11 protein-coding genes and 1 pseudogene are annotated in these 14,288 nt (G+C 53.1%); 4 read left to right on the forward strand and 8 right to left on the reverse strand.

Annotated features, from left to right (window positions below; genetic code table 11):
• Nucleotides 1-229: 229 nt before the first annotated feature.
• Both DMB82_RS18795 and DMB82_RS18800 read left to right on the forward strand, forming a co-directional pair.
• Complete coding sequence (locus DMB82_RS18795) at nt 230-1,006, forward strand: MBL fold metallo-hydrolase (RefSeq protein ID WP_228400071.1); 777 nt, start codon at nt 230-232, stop codon at nt 1,004-1,006.
• Between the two features lie 176 nt (nt 1,007-1,182).
• On the forward strand, nt 1,183-1,728 hold the full coding sequence (locus DMB82_RS18800; protein ID WP_039484715.1) for a cysteine hydrolase family protein: 546 nt from the start codon (nt 1,183-1,185) through the stop codon (nt 1,726-1,728).
• 38 nt (nt 1,729-1,766) lie between these two features.
• Here DMB82_RS18800 and DMB82_RS18805 read toward each other — a convergent pair.
• The 6 genes and pseudogenes from DMB82_RS18805 to bioH form a co-directional block, all read right to left on the reverse strand.
• Nucleotides 1,767-1,922 (reverse strand): annotated as a pseudogene (locus DMB82_RS18805) (efflux RND transporter permease subunit); the annotation flags it as partial.
• 111 nt (nt 1,923-2,033) lie between these two features.
• The gene (locus DMB82_RS18810; protein WP_228400020.1) at nt 2,034-2,441 is read right to left on the reverse strand and encodes a hypothetical protein; all 408 of its coding nucleotides are present in this window, start codon (nt 2,439-2,441) and stop codon (nt 2,034-2,036) included.
• Entirely contained in the window at nt 2,431-3,132 is a 702-nt protein-coding gene (locus tag DMB82_RS18815) for a hypothetical protein (protein ID WP_039484718.1), read from the reverse strand. Before DMB82_RS18815 ends, DMB82_RS18810 begins: the two co-directional genes overlap by 11 nt.
• A 30-nt stretch (nt 3,133-3,162) precedes the next feature.
• The gene (locus DMB82_RS18820; protein ID WP_116162755.1) at nt 3,163-3,642 is read right to left on the reverse strand and encodes an Hcp family type VI secretion system effector; all 480 of its coding nucleotides are present in this window, start codon (nt 3,640-3,642) and stop codon (nt 3,163-3,165) included.
• A gap of 323 nt (nt 3,643-3,965) precedes the next feature.
• Entirely contained in the window at nt 3,966-7,076 is a 3,111-nt protein-coding gene (gene acrD / locus DMB82_RS18825; RefSeq protein ID WP_116162756.1) for a multidrug efflux RND transporter permease AcrD, read from the reverse strand.
• A 303-nt stretch (nt 7,077-7,379) separates the two neighbouring features.
• Nucleotides 7,380-8,147, reverse strand: a complete 768-nt coding sequence (gene bioH / locus DMB82_RS18830) for a pimeloyl-ACP methyl ester esterase BioH (protein WP_102116893.1) — start codon at nt 8,145-8,147, stop codon at nt 7,380-7,382.
• A 99-nt stretch (nt 8,148-8,246) separates the two neighbouring features.
• On the opposite strand from bioH, the gene gntX reads away from it, so the two are divergent.
• Both gntX and nfuA read left to right on the forward strand, forming a co-directional pair.
• A complete protein-coding gene (gene gntX / locus DMB82_RS18835; RefSeq protein ID WP_116162758.1) occupies nt 8,247-8,948 on the forward strand; it encodes a DNA utilization protein GntX in 702 nt (233 codons plus the stop codon).
• Between the two features lie 60 nt (nt 8,949-9,008).
• On the forward strand, nt 9,009-9,584 hold the full coding sequence (gene nfuA / locus DMB82_RS18840) for a Fe-S biogenesis protein NfuA (protein ID WP_010277845.1): 576 nt from the start codon (nt 9,009-9,011) through the stop codon (nt 9,582-9,584).
• A gap of 70 nt (nt 9,585-9,654) precedes the next feature.
• Here the strand turns inward: nfuA and malQ are convergent, their stop codons facing one another.
• Both malQ and malP read right to left on the reverse strand, forming a co-directional pair.
• Nucleotides 9,655-11,730 (reverse strand): 4-alpha-glucanotransferase, encoded by a 2,076-nt coding sequence (malQ, locus tag DMB82_RS18845; protein ID WP_116162760.1) that lies wholly within the window; start codon nt 11,728-11,730, stop codon nt 9,655-9,657.
• Between the two features lie 21 nt (nt 11,731-11,751).
• Nucleotides 11,752-14,274 carry a maltodextrin phosphorylase gene (gene malP / locus DMB82_RS18850; protein ID WP_116162761.1) on the reverse strand — a complete coding sequence of 841 codons (2,523 nt, stop codon included), beginning with the start codon at nt 14,272-14,274 and terminating at the stop codon, nt 11,752-11,754.
• Nucleotides 14,275-14,288 lie beyond the last annotated feature (14 nt).

Genomic DNA, 14,288 nt, shown 5'->3' on the forward strand with positions numbered 1-14,288 from the left:
ACCTTGCTTGAATCTTGATGGCCCAATTCTATCTAAACATGTCATTTAGGTCACTGTTTAACGTTTGAAGATTGAGCAAAAATAGACGCCTTGAATAATCAACAGGACTAATCAAATGAAATTCAAAACGCTTCCCCTCGTACTCTGCATCGCTTTTGGCACAGTCGCCGCACCTGTGTTGGCAGGAGAAAACGATACCCAAGCCTCCGCTGCAACGCATAAAGTAGAAATGCAGCAGATTCGGAATGCAACAGTGAAAATCACTTACGCAGGCACGACCTTCTTGATCGATCCGATGCTAGCTAAAAAGGGCGCTTACCCTGGGTTTGAAGGTACCTATCGCAGTCACCTCCGCAATCCGCTGGTGGATTTACCCGAATCAGCAGATAACGTCATCTCCGGTGTTGATGCCGTCATCGTGACTCATACCCATCTTGACCACTGGGACGATGCGGCACAAAAAGCATTACCTAAAGATATACCACTGTTTGCGCAGCATGAGGCCGATGCACAATTGATCCGCTCTCAGGGTTTCAAAAACGTACGCGTACTGACTGATGAAGCTGAATTCGGCGGCGTCAAGATCACCAAGACCGGTGGTCAGCATGGCACAGACGCAATGTACGCTGTTCCCGGCCCTGCAAAGCTTCTTGGTGAAGCCATGGGCGTCGTTTTTCAAGCAAAAGGCTATAAGACCCTTTACTTGGCTGGAGATACTGTCTGGCGTAAAGAGGTAGACCAAGCCATTGATACATACCACCCCGACGTCATCGTACTCAACGCCGGCAAAGCGAAACTGACCGGCTTCGAAGGGTCGATCATCATGGGAGAAGAAGATGTGCTGCGCGCATCACAGGCTGCGAAAAACGCGAAAATCGTCGCGGTGCACATGGATGCAGTTAATCACATGTCCTTGACCCGTGAAGAATTACGGGCTTATGTCAAGAAGCAAGGTATTGAGAGCCGCGTTGATATCCCAGAAGATGGCGCTTCATTGGCGTTTTGATTTAAATCACATTGCACAGTAGTAGTAGGCCGCAAGGGATGACCCACAAACTATTTGGTGCTCAGTTAGGGGAGTGGATGAGTAAACAACCCACTCCTGCATACGCTATGTGTGGGGCCAGCGAAAGTCTCTGCCTTCACAAAACATCACGTTGATAATTTGACTGGAGATCGTTTATGAAACGAGGCCTTGTAGTCGTTGATCTGCAAAACGAGTATCTGCCCACTGGAAAATTGCCGTTGTCCGGTATCGAAGCCGCTGTAGCGAATGCTAGCAGGGTAATTACCCATGCACGACATACTGATATTCCCGTTTTCCACATACGCCACGAAGCTGATAGCAACGATGCCGGGATATTTCTCAAGGGATCCGACGGTGCCCAGATTCAATCAGCCGTCGCGCCAGATGGCAAAGAACCCGTCATCGTCAAAAAATACATCAACGCCTTCCGAGAAACGGATCTCAAGAAGCAGTTAGATGCTTTCAATATTCAAGATATCGTCGTCGTAGGAGCAATGAGCCACATGTGCATCGACGCTGTAGTCCGTGCGGCAGTGGACATGGGTTATCCGGTTACTGTGCTACATGACGCCTGCGCCACCTTGGATCTTACGTTTAATGGCGTGACCGTGCCTGCCGCTCAAACACATGCGGCGATGATGGCCGCGTTTGAGTTCGGCTACGCTACCGTTAAGTCTGTGGAGGACTACCTCTCGGCATAACGCCCGATGGGGCCATTTTCATCATGAACATGACCCCATCATGCCTTCTCCTTTAACGGAAAGCGGCGGCGCACGACGACAAAGAACAGCGGCACGAAGAAGATGGCGAGGAAGGTCGCGGCTAACATGCCACCGATCACGCCCGTTCCCACAGCATGCTGACTCGCCGAACCCGCGCCGCTACTGGTCGCCATCGCGTAACTTAAATTATTTAGAATATAGGGTAAGCAGGAAAATTCAGAGAACCTACAACTTCAAGTATGATGGGGATAAAATAAAAAACCAGCACTGTCGTTATATTTCTCCTAATCAAGAGCGACTGCCGCCATAATAATTTCTTTTTTATCAGGGTAGACACTCAGATAAACGTCATATTCACTATAAGACAGCGAACGCCAGCGGAGAGTATTAGCATCAATATTTTCAGGAATAAACCCTTTAGCTATCAAATATCCTTCCAATTTTGATTGGTCAGCTGTTCCCATAAAAAATATTATATTTGTCTCAGGTTTGTTACCATCATGGGCTGAATAGGTTATGTAATAATTTTCAGAGACAAGGGGAGTCTGCCTTATAACTTCCATTGAGAAGAAATGGTCATAAAACCAATTTTCTTTTGTATAAGAAAGACTATCAATAGTCATTAATTTAATTAATGCACATACTGCCATCGCTATAAAAGCAAAAAAAAAAATCGCCTTATTAATCCCCATAGACCCTCTTATTGTTTAAATACACTCCAAAATCACTATCATTTACAATTACGACATCACCAGAATCGAAATTTGAATATGGCTTCACTGATTTCATAAAACTGGGTAATTCACCTAGATAAGGCCTTGCGTTTGGTGATTTTGATGGATCAGGAAACAACAAAGGCCTAAACCCTTTATTCTTAAAGTTGCCAACAGCGCCATAATAATCCCATCGTTTAATTGACTCACTCTTGCTAACAGGTTTTAAGTCAGAAAGATAATTTTTACCATGGATTGCTCGATAAAAACCAAGCAAATCGGACACGAGGTCTTCTCCACTAAAGCCACTGTCTGTAGCCCAGCTAAAAGGCCAACTATCTTGCATTCCTTCAAATGCTATGCCCGTTCTCATCATCATAGCAAGAGCGATACTATGGCGTTCAGATAGTAAGCGTCCTCGACGTATTTTCCAAAGACTGTACTTAGCAGTACCTGCCAGTTTTCGTTTAACGAACATGTTTTGTTCATAACGAATATGATAAAACTTATCGAGCTTACTTTCACCTAATTCCATTTGAGACAAAACACTCCTGATGTCATCACCTGATGCATGCCCCAAGTCTACCCAACCTAATATTTCGGTGTAAATTATACCGTACTTCGCTGATATTACCTGATTGACATCCAATATTTCTGATCGCTTACTCATTTACTTTATCCGTCCTTGGATTTCTAAAAATTAATAAATTGAATCACTCCATAGCATATAACTACTCGTTCGAGAAATAACATGCTCCAATGTTATTGATGAAAATTTAAATGATACATTTTCCTGAGGTTGACCATCATTATCCGTCAATGAGTGGGGATAAAAATAACGAATATCGTTAACAATCGCATCTTTTAAAGATATTTTAAAAAAAACTTCATGCCCACCCAAGGATGACGTTCTATACAATAAAAATTCGCAATTTAATTTTTCTTTATCATTCAAAGCCTGAGCTAAAAGCGGTGTGGATTTATCTATTGGTTTTCTTATATCAACAGGATGAAGAGATACATTTTCAAGTCGCGTAAATTGATTCATTAACTCATATATGAAAATTTCATCCTCATGCCCTGATTGATATTTATTACCAATAGAATCTACCGAGGATGCGCCTGCCGATATGAGGCCTTGTCTCTCACCGTTAATTTTTAAATAGATAATACTAGCCATTTACTACTCCTATTCATTCCATTGAAAGTTAATACATCCTAAATAAATTTCTATCATAAAATATTTTAAAGATCAAAGGTAATATCATTACTACTTTTACTTAGCAGTCGCATATTTAATTTTTATGATTATGAAATATTGAATAAATAATTTCACACCTATTTATTTGGTAGCACGCTGTAATGAATCTACTCGCCAGTTTCAGGTTAATTGCATCACACACAGACGATAAAATTGTTGTCTGACCACGCACCGTCAAGAGAGTAGTCAGATAAGTGCATTACTCGTCTTTATTAATGACGAAGGCAACCACTATAGCTCCATCATGCCTTCTCCTTCGGCGGAAAGCGGCGGCGCACGACGACAAAGAACAGCGGCACGAAGAAGATGGCGAGGAAGGTCGCGGCTAACATGCCACCGATCACGCCCGTTCCCACAGCATGCTGACTCGCCGAACCTGCACCGCTGCTGGTCGCCATCGGCAGGACGCCGAAGATAAATGCCAGTGACGTCATCAAGATCGGCCGCAGGCGCTGACGGGAGGCTTCCAGCGTGGCCTCAACCAAGTCCTTCCCTTTTTGGTTCATCTCGTTGGTGAATTCCACGATCAGGATGGCGTTCTTCGCCGATAGCCCGACGACCGTCAGTAGCCCAACCTGAAAATAGACATCGTTTTCCAGACCGCGTGCCCAGGTCGCTACCAGCGCCCCCAGCACGCCCATCGGCACCACCAGCATGACGGAGAACGGCACCGTCCAGCTTTCATACAGCGCGGCCAGACACAGAAACACCACCAGCAGGGAAATCGCATACAGCGCCGGTGCCTGCGCCCCGCTCAGACGCTCCTGCAACGACATGCCCGTCCACTGTAATCCAAAGCCTTCCGGCAATTGCGCCACCAGCGACTCCATGATATCCATCGCCGTACCGGTACTGACGCCCGGCGTCGCCTCGCCGACAATTTCCAGCGAGGAATAACCGTTGTAACGCTCAAGGCGCGGCGATCCGGTTTCCCAGACGGTTTGTGCAAAGGCGCTGAACGGCACCATGCCACCGCTGTTGTTACGCACATACCATTTACTGATGTCGTCCGGCAGCATGCGGAACGTCGCCGCCGCCTGAACGTAAACTTTTTTCACACGACCACGGTCAAGGAAGTCATTCACATAGGTCGATCCCCAACCCGTTTTCAGCGTGCTGTTAATGTCATCCACCGACACGCCCAGCGCCTGTGCTTTGCGCTGATCGATATGAATCCGCAGCTGTGCGCTATCATCCAGACCGTTGTGGCGCACGCGCGTCAGTTCGGGATTGCTGTCGGCCATGTTTAATAGCCGATCCCGCGCTGCCATCAGCGCGTCGTGCCCAAGCCCACCGCGATCCTGTAGCTGCATACCGAAACCCGCGGCACTCCCCAGCCCGTTAATCGATGGCGGGCTGCTGGCGAACACGCGCGCTTCCTGAATCTTGCGGAAGGCTTTGGTCGCGCGTTCGATCACGGCAAACGAGCTGCTCTCCGGCGTCGTGCGTTCATTCCAGTCTTTAAGGCGCACAAACAGCCGCGCGACGTTCTGCCCATTTCCACCCGGCCCCGAGCCGATGGTGGAAAACACAGACGTCACGGTATCTTTTTCCTGCGTGAGATAGTACTGCTCGACCTTGTTGACCACCTGTAAGGTCTGCTGCTGCGTCGAGCCCGGTGGGAGCTGTACTTGTGTCGTGAACACGCCCCGATCTTCCTGCGGCAAAAACGAGGTCGGCAGCCGGAAAAACAGAAAGGCCATAATCCCGATGATGCCCATATACAGCAGCAGCCAGCGCCCGCTGCTGATTAATATCTTGCCGACACCGCGTTCATACTTCAGCGACGTGCGGGTAAAGCTCTGGTTAAACCAGCCGAAGAACCCTTTGCGGCCGTGGTGTTGGCCCTTGGCGAGCGGTTTGAGCAGCGTCGCACACAGCGCAGGCGTCAGCGTCATCGCCACCAGCACTGACAGGATCATTGAGGTCACAATCGTGATGGAGAACTGACGGTAGATCGCTCCCGTGGTGCCGCCAAAGAAGGCCATCGGCACAAACACGGCGGACAGCACCAGCGCGATCCCGACCAACGCCCCTTGCACCTGCCCCATCGATTTTCGCGTCGCATCCCGTGGCGAGAGCCCTTCCTCGCTCATTACCCGCTCTACGTTTTCCACCACTACAATAGCATCGTCAACCAGCAGGCCAATCGCCAGCACCATCGCGAACATCGTCAGGGTGTTCAGGCTAAAGCCGAAGGCATACAGCACGGCAAACGTGCCGAGCAACACCACCGGCACCGCAATCGTGGGAATCAGGGTGGCGCGGAAATTCTGCAAGAACAGGTACATCACCAGAAAGACCAGCAGCACCGCTTCAAACAGGGTTTTCACCACATCGGTAATCGAAGCTTTTACAAAGGGGGAGGTTTCGAAGGCAATTTTGGCTTCTAGCCCGTGCGGGAAGTACTGCGACAGCTCCTCGATACGTTCTCTGACGCGCTTATCCGTTTCCAGCTCATTCGCGCCAGACGCCAGCGTCACCCCCAGACCGGAGGCGGACTGACCGTTGAAACGGCTGAGAAAATCGTAGCGTTCGGCACCAAGCTCGACTTCTGCGACATTGCCGAGCGTCACGGCAGAGCCGTCTTGATTGACGCGCAGCGTGATATCACGAAACTGCTGTGGCGTCTCTAACAGCGATTGTGCGTTGATCGTAGCGTTCAGCGCCTGATTATCCACCGACGGTACACCGCCAACCTGCCCTACCGAGACCTGACTGTTCTGCGATTCGATGGCCCGTACCACGTCGCTGGTGGTCAGCGCATAATCCATCAGTTTGACCGGATCCAGCCAGATGCGCATCGCATACTGCGATCCATAGGCAGAAACCTCGCCCACCCCGCTGATGCGGCTGATCGGCTCCTGAATATTGGTGGCGACATAATCGGCGATATCCTGTTTGTCCATACTGCCATCGGTAGAGACAAACGCGACCATCAGGATATTGGTATCGCCAGTTTTACTGACGGTGACGCCCTGCTGCTGGACTTCCTGCGGCAGCTTGCGGGTGGCGGACTGAAGCTGGTTTTGCACCTGCTGGCGGGCTTCATCGGGATCGGTGCCTGCCTCGAAGGTCAGCATGACTCTGGCTTGCCCGGTATTGCTGCTGTCCGAGGACATGTACATCAGGTTATCCAGCCCGGTCATGCTCTGTTCGATAACCTGTGTAACGGTGTTTTCCAGCGTCTGCGCCGATGCACCGGGGTAGCTCGCCGTGATCCGCACGCTGGGCGGTGCCAGATCGGGATACTGTTCCAGCGGCAATGACTTGATGGCCAACATACCGCACAGGCTGAGAAGGATAGCCAGCACCCACGCAAAAATGGGACGGTCGACAAAAAAGTTCGCCATCTCTCCAACACTCCTCAGACATATTTTGGTGGCTGCTTCACGAGCAGCCTACTTATTATCAACCGGAATAGATTCACTCACCCCAGAGAAAAACCCTGCACACAGGATAATACTGGTCACTTAAGCCCGTTATTAGGGGAAACACAGGGGGAGGTTCCCGCAGGGACGCCTCACCCCTGTGGTCGCCCCGTGTATCTCGATGCGTAAACGATCGGCATTAGCGCATAAGGTGCCAAGTTACCTTAACTGTCGACGTCGGCTAAATCGTGGAGAAATTGAGGAGAAAATGTAAATTATCGTCGGCTAGGCCTGAGCGAATGCGACCACCTGCTCGATAAAAGCATCAGGATGCGAGATAAACGGTGCATGCGCAGCCTTTGGAATCACTACCGAGGTTGAGTCCGACCACTGATCATCCAACAACCCAGCCACCTTGCGTGGTACCAGCCCGTCTAAGGCACCATAGAGCCGCAGGAATGGCACAGCCAAGTCAGCTAACGGCTGGCGTAAATCCGCTTCACGCAAAATGGCCAGCCCGCCGTTTAATACCTCGACTGACGGCATCGGCTGTTCCAGCACCACACTTTTTAACAGTCGGGCATCCTGCCGTGCGCTTTCCGTTCCCAGTGTTTGCAGCGCCAAAAACCGTTCGACCGTACGCTGGAAATCTTCACTGAGCTGCTGTTGAAACCCCAGCAAGACGTCTGGCTTGATGCCCGGCCAGCCATCCTGTGCGCCGAAACAGGGCGACGACGCCACGGTAATCAGCTTTTCCACCCGCGCAGGGGCGCTCAACGCAATCTGGCTGGCAACCAGTCCACCCAGCGACCACCCTAACCAGACGGCACGCTCCGGTGCCTGCGCCAGCACGTAGTCCGCCATGTCGCTCAGCGACATCGGCCCCAATCCCTGACTTCTGCCATAGCCCGGCAGATCGACCAGATGCAGGCGAAAATGCGGAGCGAGTCGCGCAATCATGCTTTGCCATACCTGCGCATTCAATCCCCATCCGTGCAGCAACACAAGATCCGTATTTCCTGCACCTTCGGTCTGCCAATACAACGCCGCCATCAGTTATCTTCCTTTCTCAGGGAACCCCTTAACGCTTGCATGGGGTCAATATATTTCAGGGAAAACCGTATTTAGGGAAAACGATCGTTAAGGGAAATAATGTTAACCATCTCCGCACGCTGCTGGCTATGCTTATTGCCGCTTCATCACAGCCGGCAGGGAATTTGTTCGTACTGCCAGCGCCATTTGCCCCGCTTGCCCCTCTGCTGCCCGCGCTGTGGTTTGCCCTCAGCCGACACCACACAGCAGTGCGGGCGCTGCCTACAGAATCCGCCGCCCTGGCAATCGATGACCTTTATCAGCGACTACGCGCCACCGTTCAACACACTGCTGAAACATTTCAAGTTTCACGGTAAAACCGAGCTGGCAGTGGTACTCGCTCGACAGCTGTTACTGCGCTGGCAGATGACCTACCGCGAACGAAAGCTCACCGGACACGTTCCTCTGTTTCGCCCTGACCGCCTGTTTACCGTTCCCCTGCACCGAAACCGCCAGTGGCGGCGTGGCTTCAACCAGACCGAGCTGCTCGCTCGGCCTCTCGCCCGCTGGCTGAACTGTACTTACGAGCCACGCGAATTGCAGCGTACCCGACGCACGCCGCTACAGCAAACGCTCAGCGCCAGCGCGCGACGACGAAATCTGCGGGGGGCATTTTCCTGTGATGTCTCGCTGTCTGGGCAACAGGTGGTTTTACTGGATGATGTGGTCACGACGGGCAGTACCGCAGCCGAAATCAGCAGGCTACTGCTGGCTCAAGGCGCGGCAGGCGTTCAGGTCTGGTGTTTGTGCCGAACCTTGTAGTCGGAGGGAGGATGGGCGTATTATAACCGATAAGTGCAGTCAACTATCGAGCTTACTCTTATGATCCGTATTACCGATGCTGCTCAGGAGCATTTCCTGAAACTGTTGGCAAAACAGGAAGAAGGCACACAGATTCGCGTATTTGTTATCAATCCAGGTACGCCAAACGCCGAGTGTGGCGTGTCGTATTGCCCGCCGGATGCCGTAGAAGCCAGCGATACCGTACTGAAGTTTGAGAAGATTTCCGCTTACGTGGACGAACTCAGCGCCCCTTATCTGGAAGACGCTGAAATCGACTTCGTGACTGACCAGTTAGGTTCTCAGCTCACGCTGAAAGCGCCAAATGCTAAGATGCGTAAAGTGGACGACAACGCCCCACTGATGGAACGCGTGGAGTATGTGCTGCAATCGCAGATCAACCCACAGCTGGCGGGCCACGGCGGCCGCGTGACGCTGATGGAAATTACCGATGACGGCTTGGCGATTCTGCAATTTGGCGGCGGCTGTAACGGTTGTTCTATGGTTGACGTCACGCTGAAAGAAGGAATTGAGAAAGAGCTGCTGCAAACCTTCCCTGAGCTGAAAGGTGTGAGAGATCTCACCGAACACCAGCGCGGCGAGCACTCCTACTATTAATCCTCTCCCCTGTTGATTTATCTTTGCTTTTCCTCCCCGACTCAGGGGAGGAAGAGTATTTGTTCTGTTGTCAGGCTTTCTGCGCTTTCATCGGCGCACCGCGACGCAAATCCACATCCCGAACCAGTCGCTCAAGGCAGCGGTCAGCGAAGATCGACTCCAACGGACGCGTGAGCTTACGCCGCCAGTTAGGATATTCGCGGTTGGTGCCCGGCACATTGACCGGTGTCGCCATATCCAACCAGTCTTCCAGTTGGAATCCCACCAGTGCGCTTGCGCTGTCGGCGACATAGCGATGAACGCCACGACTTAGCGGTGCGCCCATTGTCGTCAGCGATGAGTTGCGGCCAACCCGCTGCGGCAATAGCCCGAACTCGTGTAACGCATTAAGCAGCCCCTGTTTCGCTTTCTCACGCTGCTGCATCTGCTCCTGCAACAACGCCTCCGTAGGATACAGACCTAACTCCCGCCCAAGCGATAAGTCCACGGTTTGCCAGTAGCCACGCAGCGTCGGGAGGTCGTGAGTGGTGATGGTTGCCATCGCCTGCCGCGGATAATCTTCCGGTGCGCGGAAGTGGTTCGCATCGTCTTTTTCAAAGAACAGCACCTTGTAAGAATAGATACCGTAATCATGCAGCTTGCTGACAATTTCTGGTGGCACCGTGCCTAAATCCTCACCGATAATCAGGCAGCGATGACGCTGACTTTCCAGCGCCAGCACCGCCAGCAGATCGTCGACCGGATAATGCACGTAAGCCCCGTTGCCCGCCGATTCCGCCTTGGGGATCCACCACAGGCGCAAGAGCGCCATCACGTGATCGATACGCAGCGCACCACAGTGCGCCATGTTGCTGCGCAGGACGTCGATAAACGGTTGATAGCCACGCAGTTGCATCATGGCGGGATTCATCGGCGCAAGCTGCCAGTCTTGTCCCTGTGGCCCGAGCGGGTCCGGCGGTGCGCCGATAGAGGCATCAAGACAATAGAGCTGCCGTTCGTCCCACGTTTCCGCGCCACCTTGTGCAACGCCAACGGCTAAATCACGATACAGGCCGAGCGGTAAGCCAAGCTGTTTACTGTGCGCGTAGCACTCCGCGAGTTGCTCGTGCGCCACCCATTGCAGCCAGCTGTAGAACGTAATCTCGTCGTGGTATTCACGGCGGAAGGATTTTACGGTTTCGCTGTGTACATCATGATAGCTGGCCGGCCACTGGTGCCAGTCCGCATAATTCTCGCCCTGTTTTTTCAGGTGAGCCTGCAACGCATCAAACGTCGCCTGAAGCTGTAAACTCTGCCCGCCGCTGACGACAAACTGACGAAAGGCGCTAATGCGCGGGTCCAGCGCACTGCGTGTCGTAAAGTAGCGGAAAGCCAGCCGTAAAGCGGTCAGCTTAAGCGCCGTCACCGGTTCATAATCGACCCAGCGCCCCGCTCGCAGCGAAACGATTGCGCTTTGCGTATCCTCACGGTGCCACCATGCCTGCGCTTCCCCGCTCTGCTGAAAATCATCGATCCAATTGACATCGATATAAATAATGTTCAGCCAGTGTCTGGATGAAGGACTGTAAGGGCTCGCAGCCTCTGGCAATGCGGGATACAGCGAATGCAGTGGGTTCAGCCCCACAAAGGCACCGCCGCGTCGGGCAATTTGCTCCACCAGTTGGCGCAGGTCGCCAAAATCCCCGACGCCCCAGTTGTTCTGCGAACGTAAGGTGTAAAGCTGGACGGTAACACCCCACCAGCGTTTACCCTGTAGTAAGGCTTCGGGTTCATAGCAGCGATGCGGCGCGACAATAATCCGGCAGCTCCAGCGCTGGTCAGCCTGCGTCAGCGTCAGGTAGTGGTAGCCCAGCGGCAGCACACCCGGCAGCGCCAGCGTTGAGCCGCCCGTTATCTGTCCTTGAATTTGACCGCCGTTTTCATACATCAGCGTCCAGAGGAATTCACCGTGACCAGCAAGCTCGATGACCGCATCCCGGCCTTGCAAAAAGACACAAACAGGCGGTAGGGGCGCATTGCCGCTATCAGAAACGTCCATCATTGCCTGAATCTGGTCTCTGATTGCGGTCGCAACTCTGTGCTCTTTGCCATACGCATCGGTATAGCTTTCCGCGATGCCTGTCTGCTGGCTTGCCAGTTTATCCACCTTGAATACCCTCTCCTTTTCCTAACGATGCGCCTGCCAAATGCGCGTCTGGTAATCATGAATCGCCCGGTCTGAACTGAACATCCCCATTCTGGCGGTATTCAGCACACAGCGGCGCGTCCATTCATCCGGCTCACGGTAAAGCGCATCAACACGCTGCTGCACCTCACAGTACGGTGCAAAATCGGCCATTAACATATAGGGATCGCCCAGTTTCAGCAGGCTATCCAACAGCGGGGCAAACGCATTTTTATCCCCCTGACTGAACGCGCCGCTCGCTAGCTCGTTCAGCACTTCACGCAGCAGCGGCGTCACAGCAAGGTAGTCAGACGGCTCATAGCCCTGCGCCTGTAGCGCTTTGACCTGTTCGACGGTGTGACCGAAAATGAACAGATTATCTTCACCAACCTGCTGCGCCATTTCTACATTCGCCCCGTCCAGCGTGCCGACGGTCAGCGCACCGTTCAGCGCCAGCTTCATATTGCCTGTGCCGGACGCTTCTTTACCTGCCGTTGAAATCTGTTCAGACACATCTGCGGCAGGAATCATCCGTTCGGCCAGCGAGACGCGATAGTCCGGCGGGAAGACAACCTTCAGGCGATCGTTAACACGGCGATCCTGATTAATAACCGCAGCGACCCGGTTAATGGCATAAATGATGTTTTTCGCTAATACATAGCCCGGCGCCGCTTTGGCACCGAACAAAAAGACGTGCGGCACTATATCCAGATGCGGATTGTCACGCAATTGACGATATAGAGCGAGGATATGAAGCAGATTCAAATGCTGGCGTTTGTACTCATGCAATCGTTTGATTTGCACATCAAACAGCGCGTGCGGATCGATCACGAGGTCGTACTGCTGACGCAGATAGGCCGCCAGTTGCATTTTATTATCGGCCTTGATTTGTCGATAGCGCTCACGAAAGCTGGCATCGTCAGCATAGGGTTCCAGCCCTTGCAGCGCGGGCAGATCATTCACCCACGGCGTAGGTAGCGTGTCGTCGATGAGCGCGGACAGCGCCGGATTACACTGTTTTAGCCAGCGGCGTGGCGTTATACCGTTGGTGACGTTATGGAATTTGGTCGGCCACAACTGATGATATTCAGGAAACAGATCTTTCACCACCAGTTCCGAGTGCAGCGCCGCCACGCCGTTGACCGCGAAGCAGCTGACGACACACAGGTTTGCCATGCGAATCTGGCGCTGGTGGCGAATGGCGAGCTTCGCCCATACCTGCCGATCACCAGGCCATTTCTGCTCGACCTGCGCTTTAAACTGCGCATCAATTTGCCGAATGATGGACAGGTGGCGAGGAAGCAGGCGGCTAAACAGTCGTTCGTCCCAGCGCTCAAGCGCTTCCGGCATCAGCGTATGATTGGTATAGGCGAAGGTACGTCCGGTTATCGACCAAGCCTCATCCCACGGTATCTGATGTTCATCCAGCAGCAGACGCATCAGTTCGGGGATCGCCAACGTAGGGTGAGTATCATTAAGCTGGATGACTTCATAATCCGGCAGCGTGGACAGTGCGCGCCCCGCCTTAAGATGGCGGCGCAGAATGTCGGCCACCGAACAGGCACAGTGGAAATACTGCTGCATCAGGCGCAAGCGTTTGCCCGCCGCGTGGTTGTCATTCGGATACAGCACGCTGGTCAGGCTGGCGGCAGAGATGCCCGCCTGTGCCGCACGCAGATAGTGCCCTTCGTTGAATAGCGTCAAATCAAACGGATCGCGATGCGTCGCACGCCACAAACGCAACGGCTGTGCAGCGCCATTGTGATAGCCAATCACTGGCAGGTCACAGGCTTCACCTCTGAAAACGGTATCAGGCAACCAGCGCAAGGTTCCGTCAGTTTGGGGTTGCAGACGCCCGCCAAACCCGACATCCACCGCCAGCTCCACACGCGGCAAAAACCACGGATAGGCATCGCGCTGCCAGTCATCAGCGGTTTCTTGCTGCTTTTCTTGCGCAAAGTGCTGACGGAACAGGCCATACTGGTAGTTGAGGCCGTACCCCGTTGCGGGCTGCCCCACCGTCGCCATCGAATCCAGAAAGCAGGACGCCAGCCGACCTAGTCCGCCGTTGCCTAAACCCGGATCGGTTTCCTGTTCAAGGATATCGCTTAGGTTCAGGCCTTGCTCGGCCAGCACGGCGGCTACCGCGTCATACCACGCCAGATTCAGCAGATTGTTGCCCGTCAGACGACCGGGCAGAAACTCCATCGACAGGTAGTTCACATGGCGCTGAGGTGTAATGGCGGTGGAAGATGTTGGCGACGCGGTGTACGTCAGCAGTTGTTCCGACAGCGCAAGGCTGACGGCGCGCCAACACTGCACTGGCGTCATCGCCTTCAGGGACGCGACACCACCGAGCCGCTGCTGGCGAAGCAGCGCAGCGGCAAACTGTGACGCATCAAAGGCGATGGCAGGATGGGCGGAGGAAACGGGCTGCGTTAAAGCCTCTGGCTTTTTTGCGGCCGCTGAACGTTTTGGCGATCCGGATACTTTTGCAGAACCCGACTTTCTTGAAGAATCTGACATCGTGCCTCCTCCTT

Origin of the sequence: Pectobacterium aquaticum (assembly GCF_003382565.3) — a bacterium.
Lineage (GTDB): Bacteria > Pseudomonadota > Gammaproteobacteria > Enterobacterales > Enterobacteriaceae > Pectobacterium > Pectobacterium aquaticum.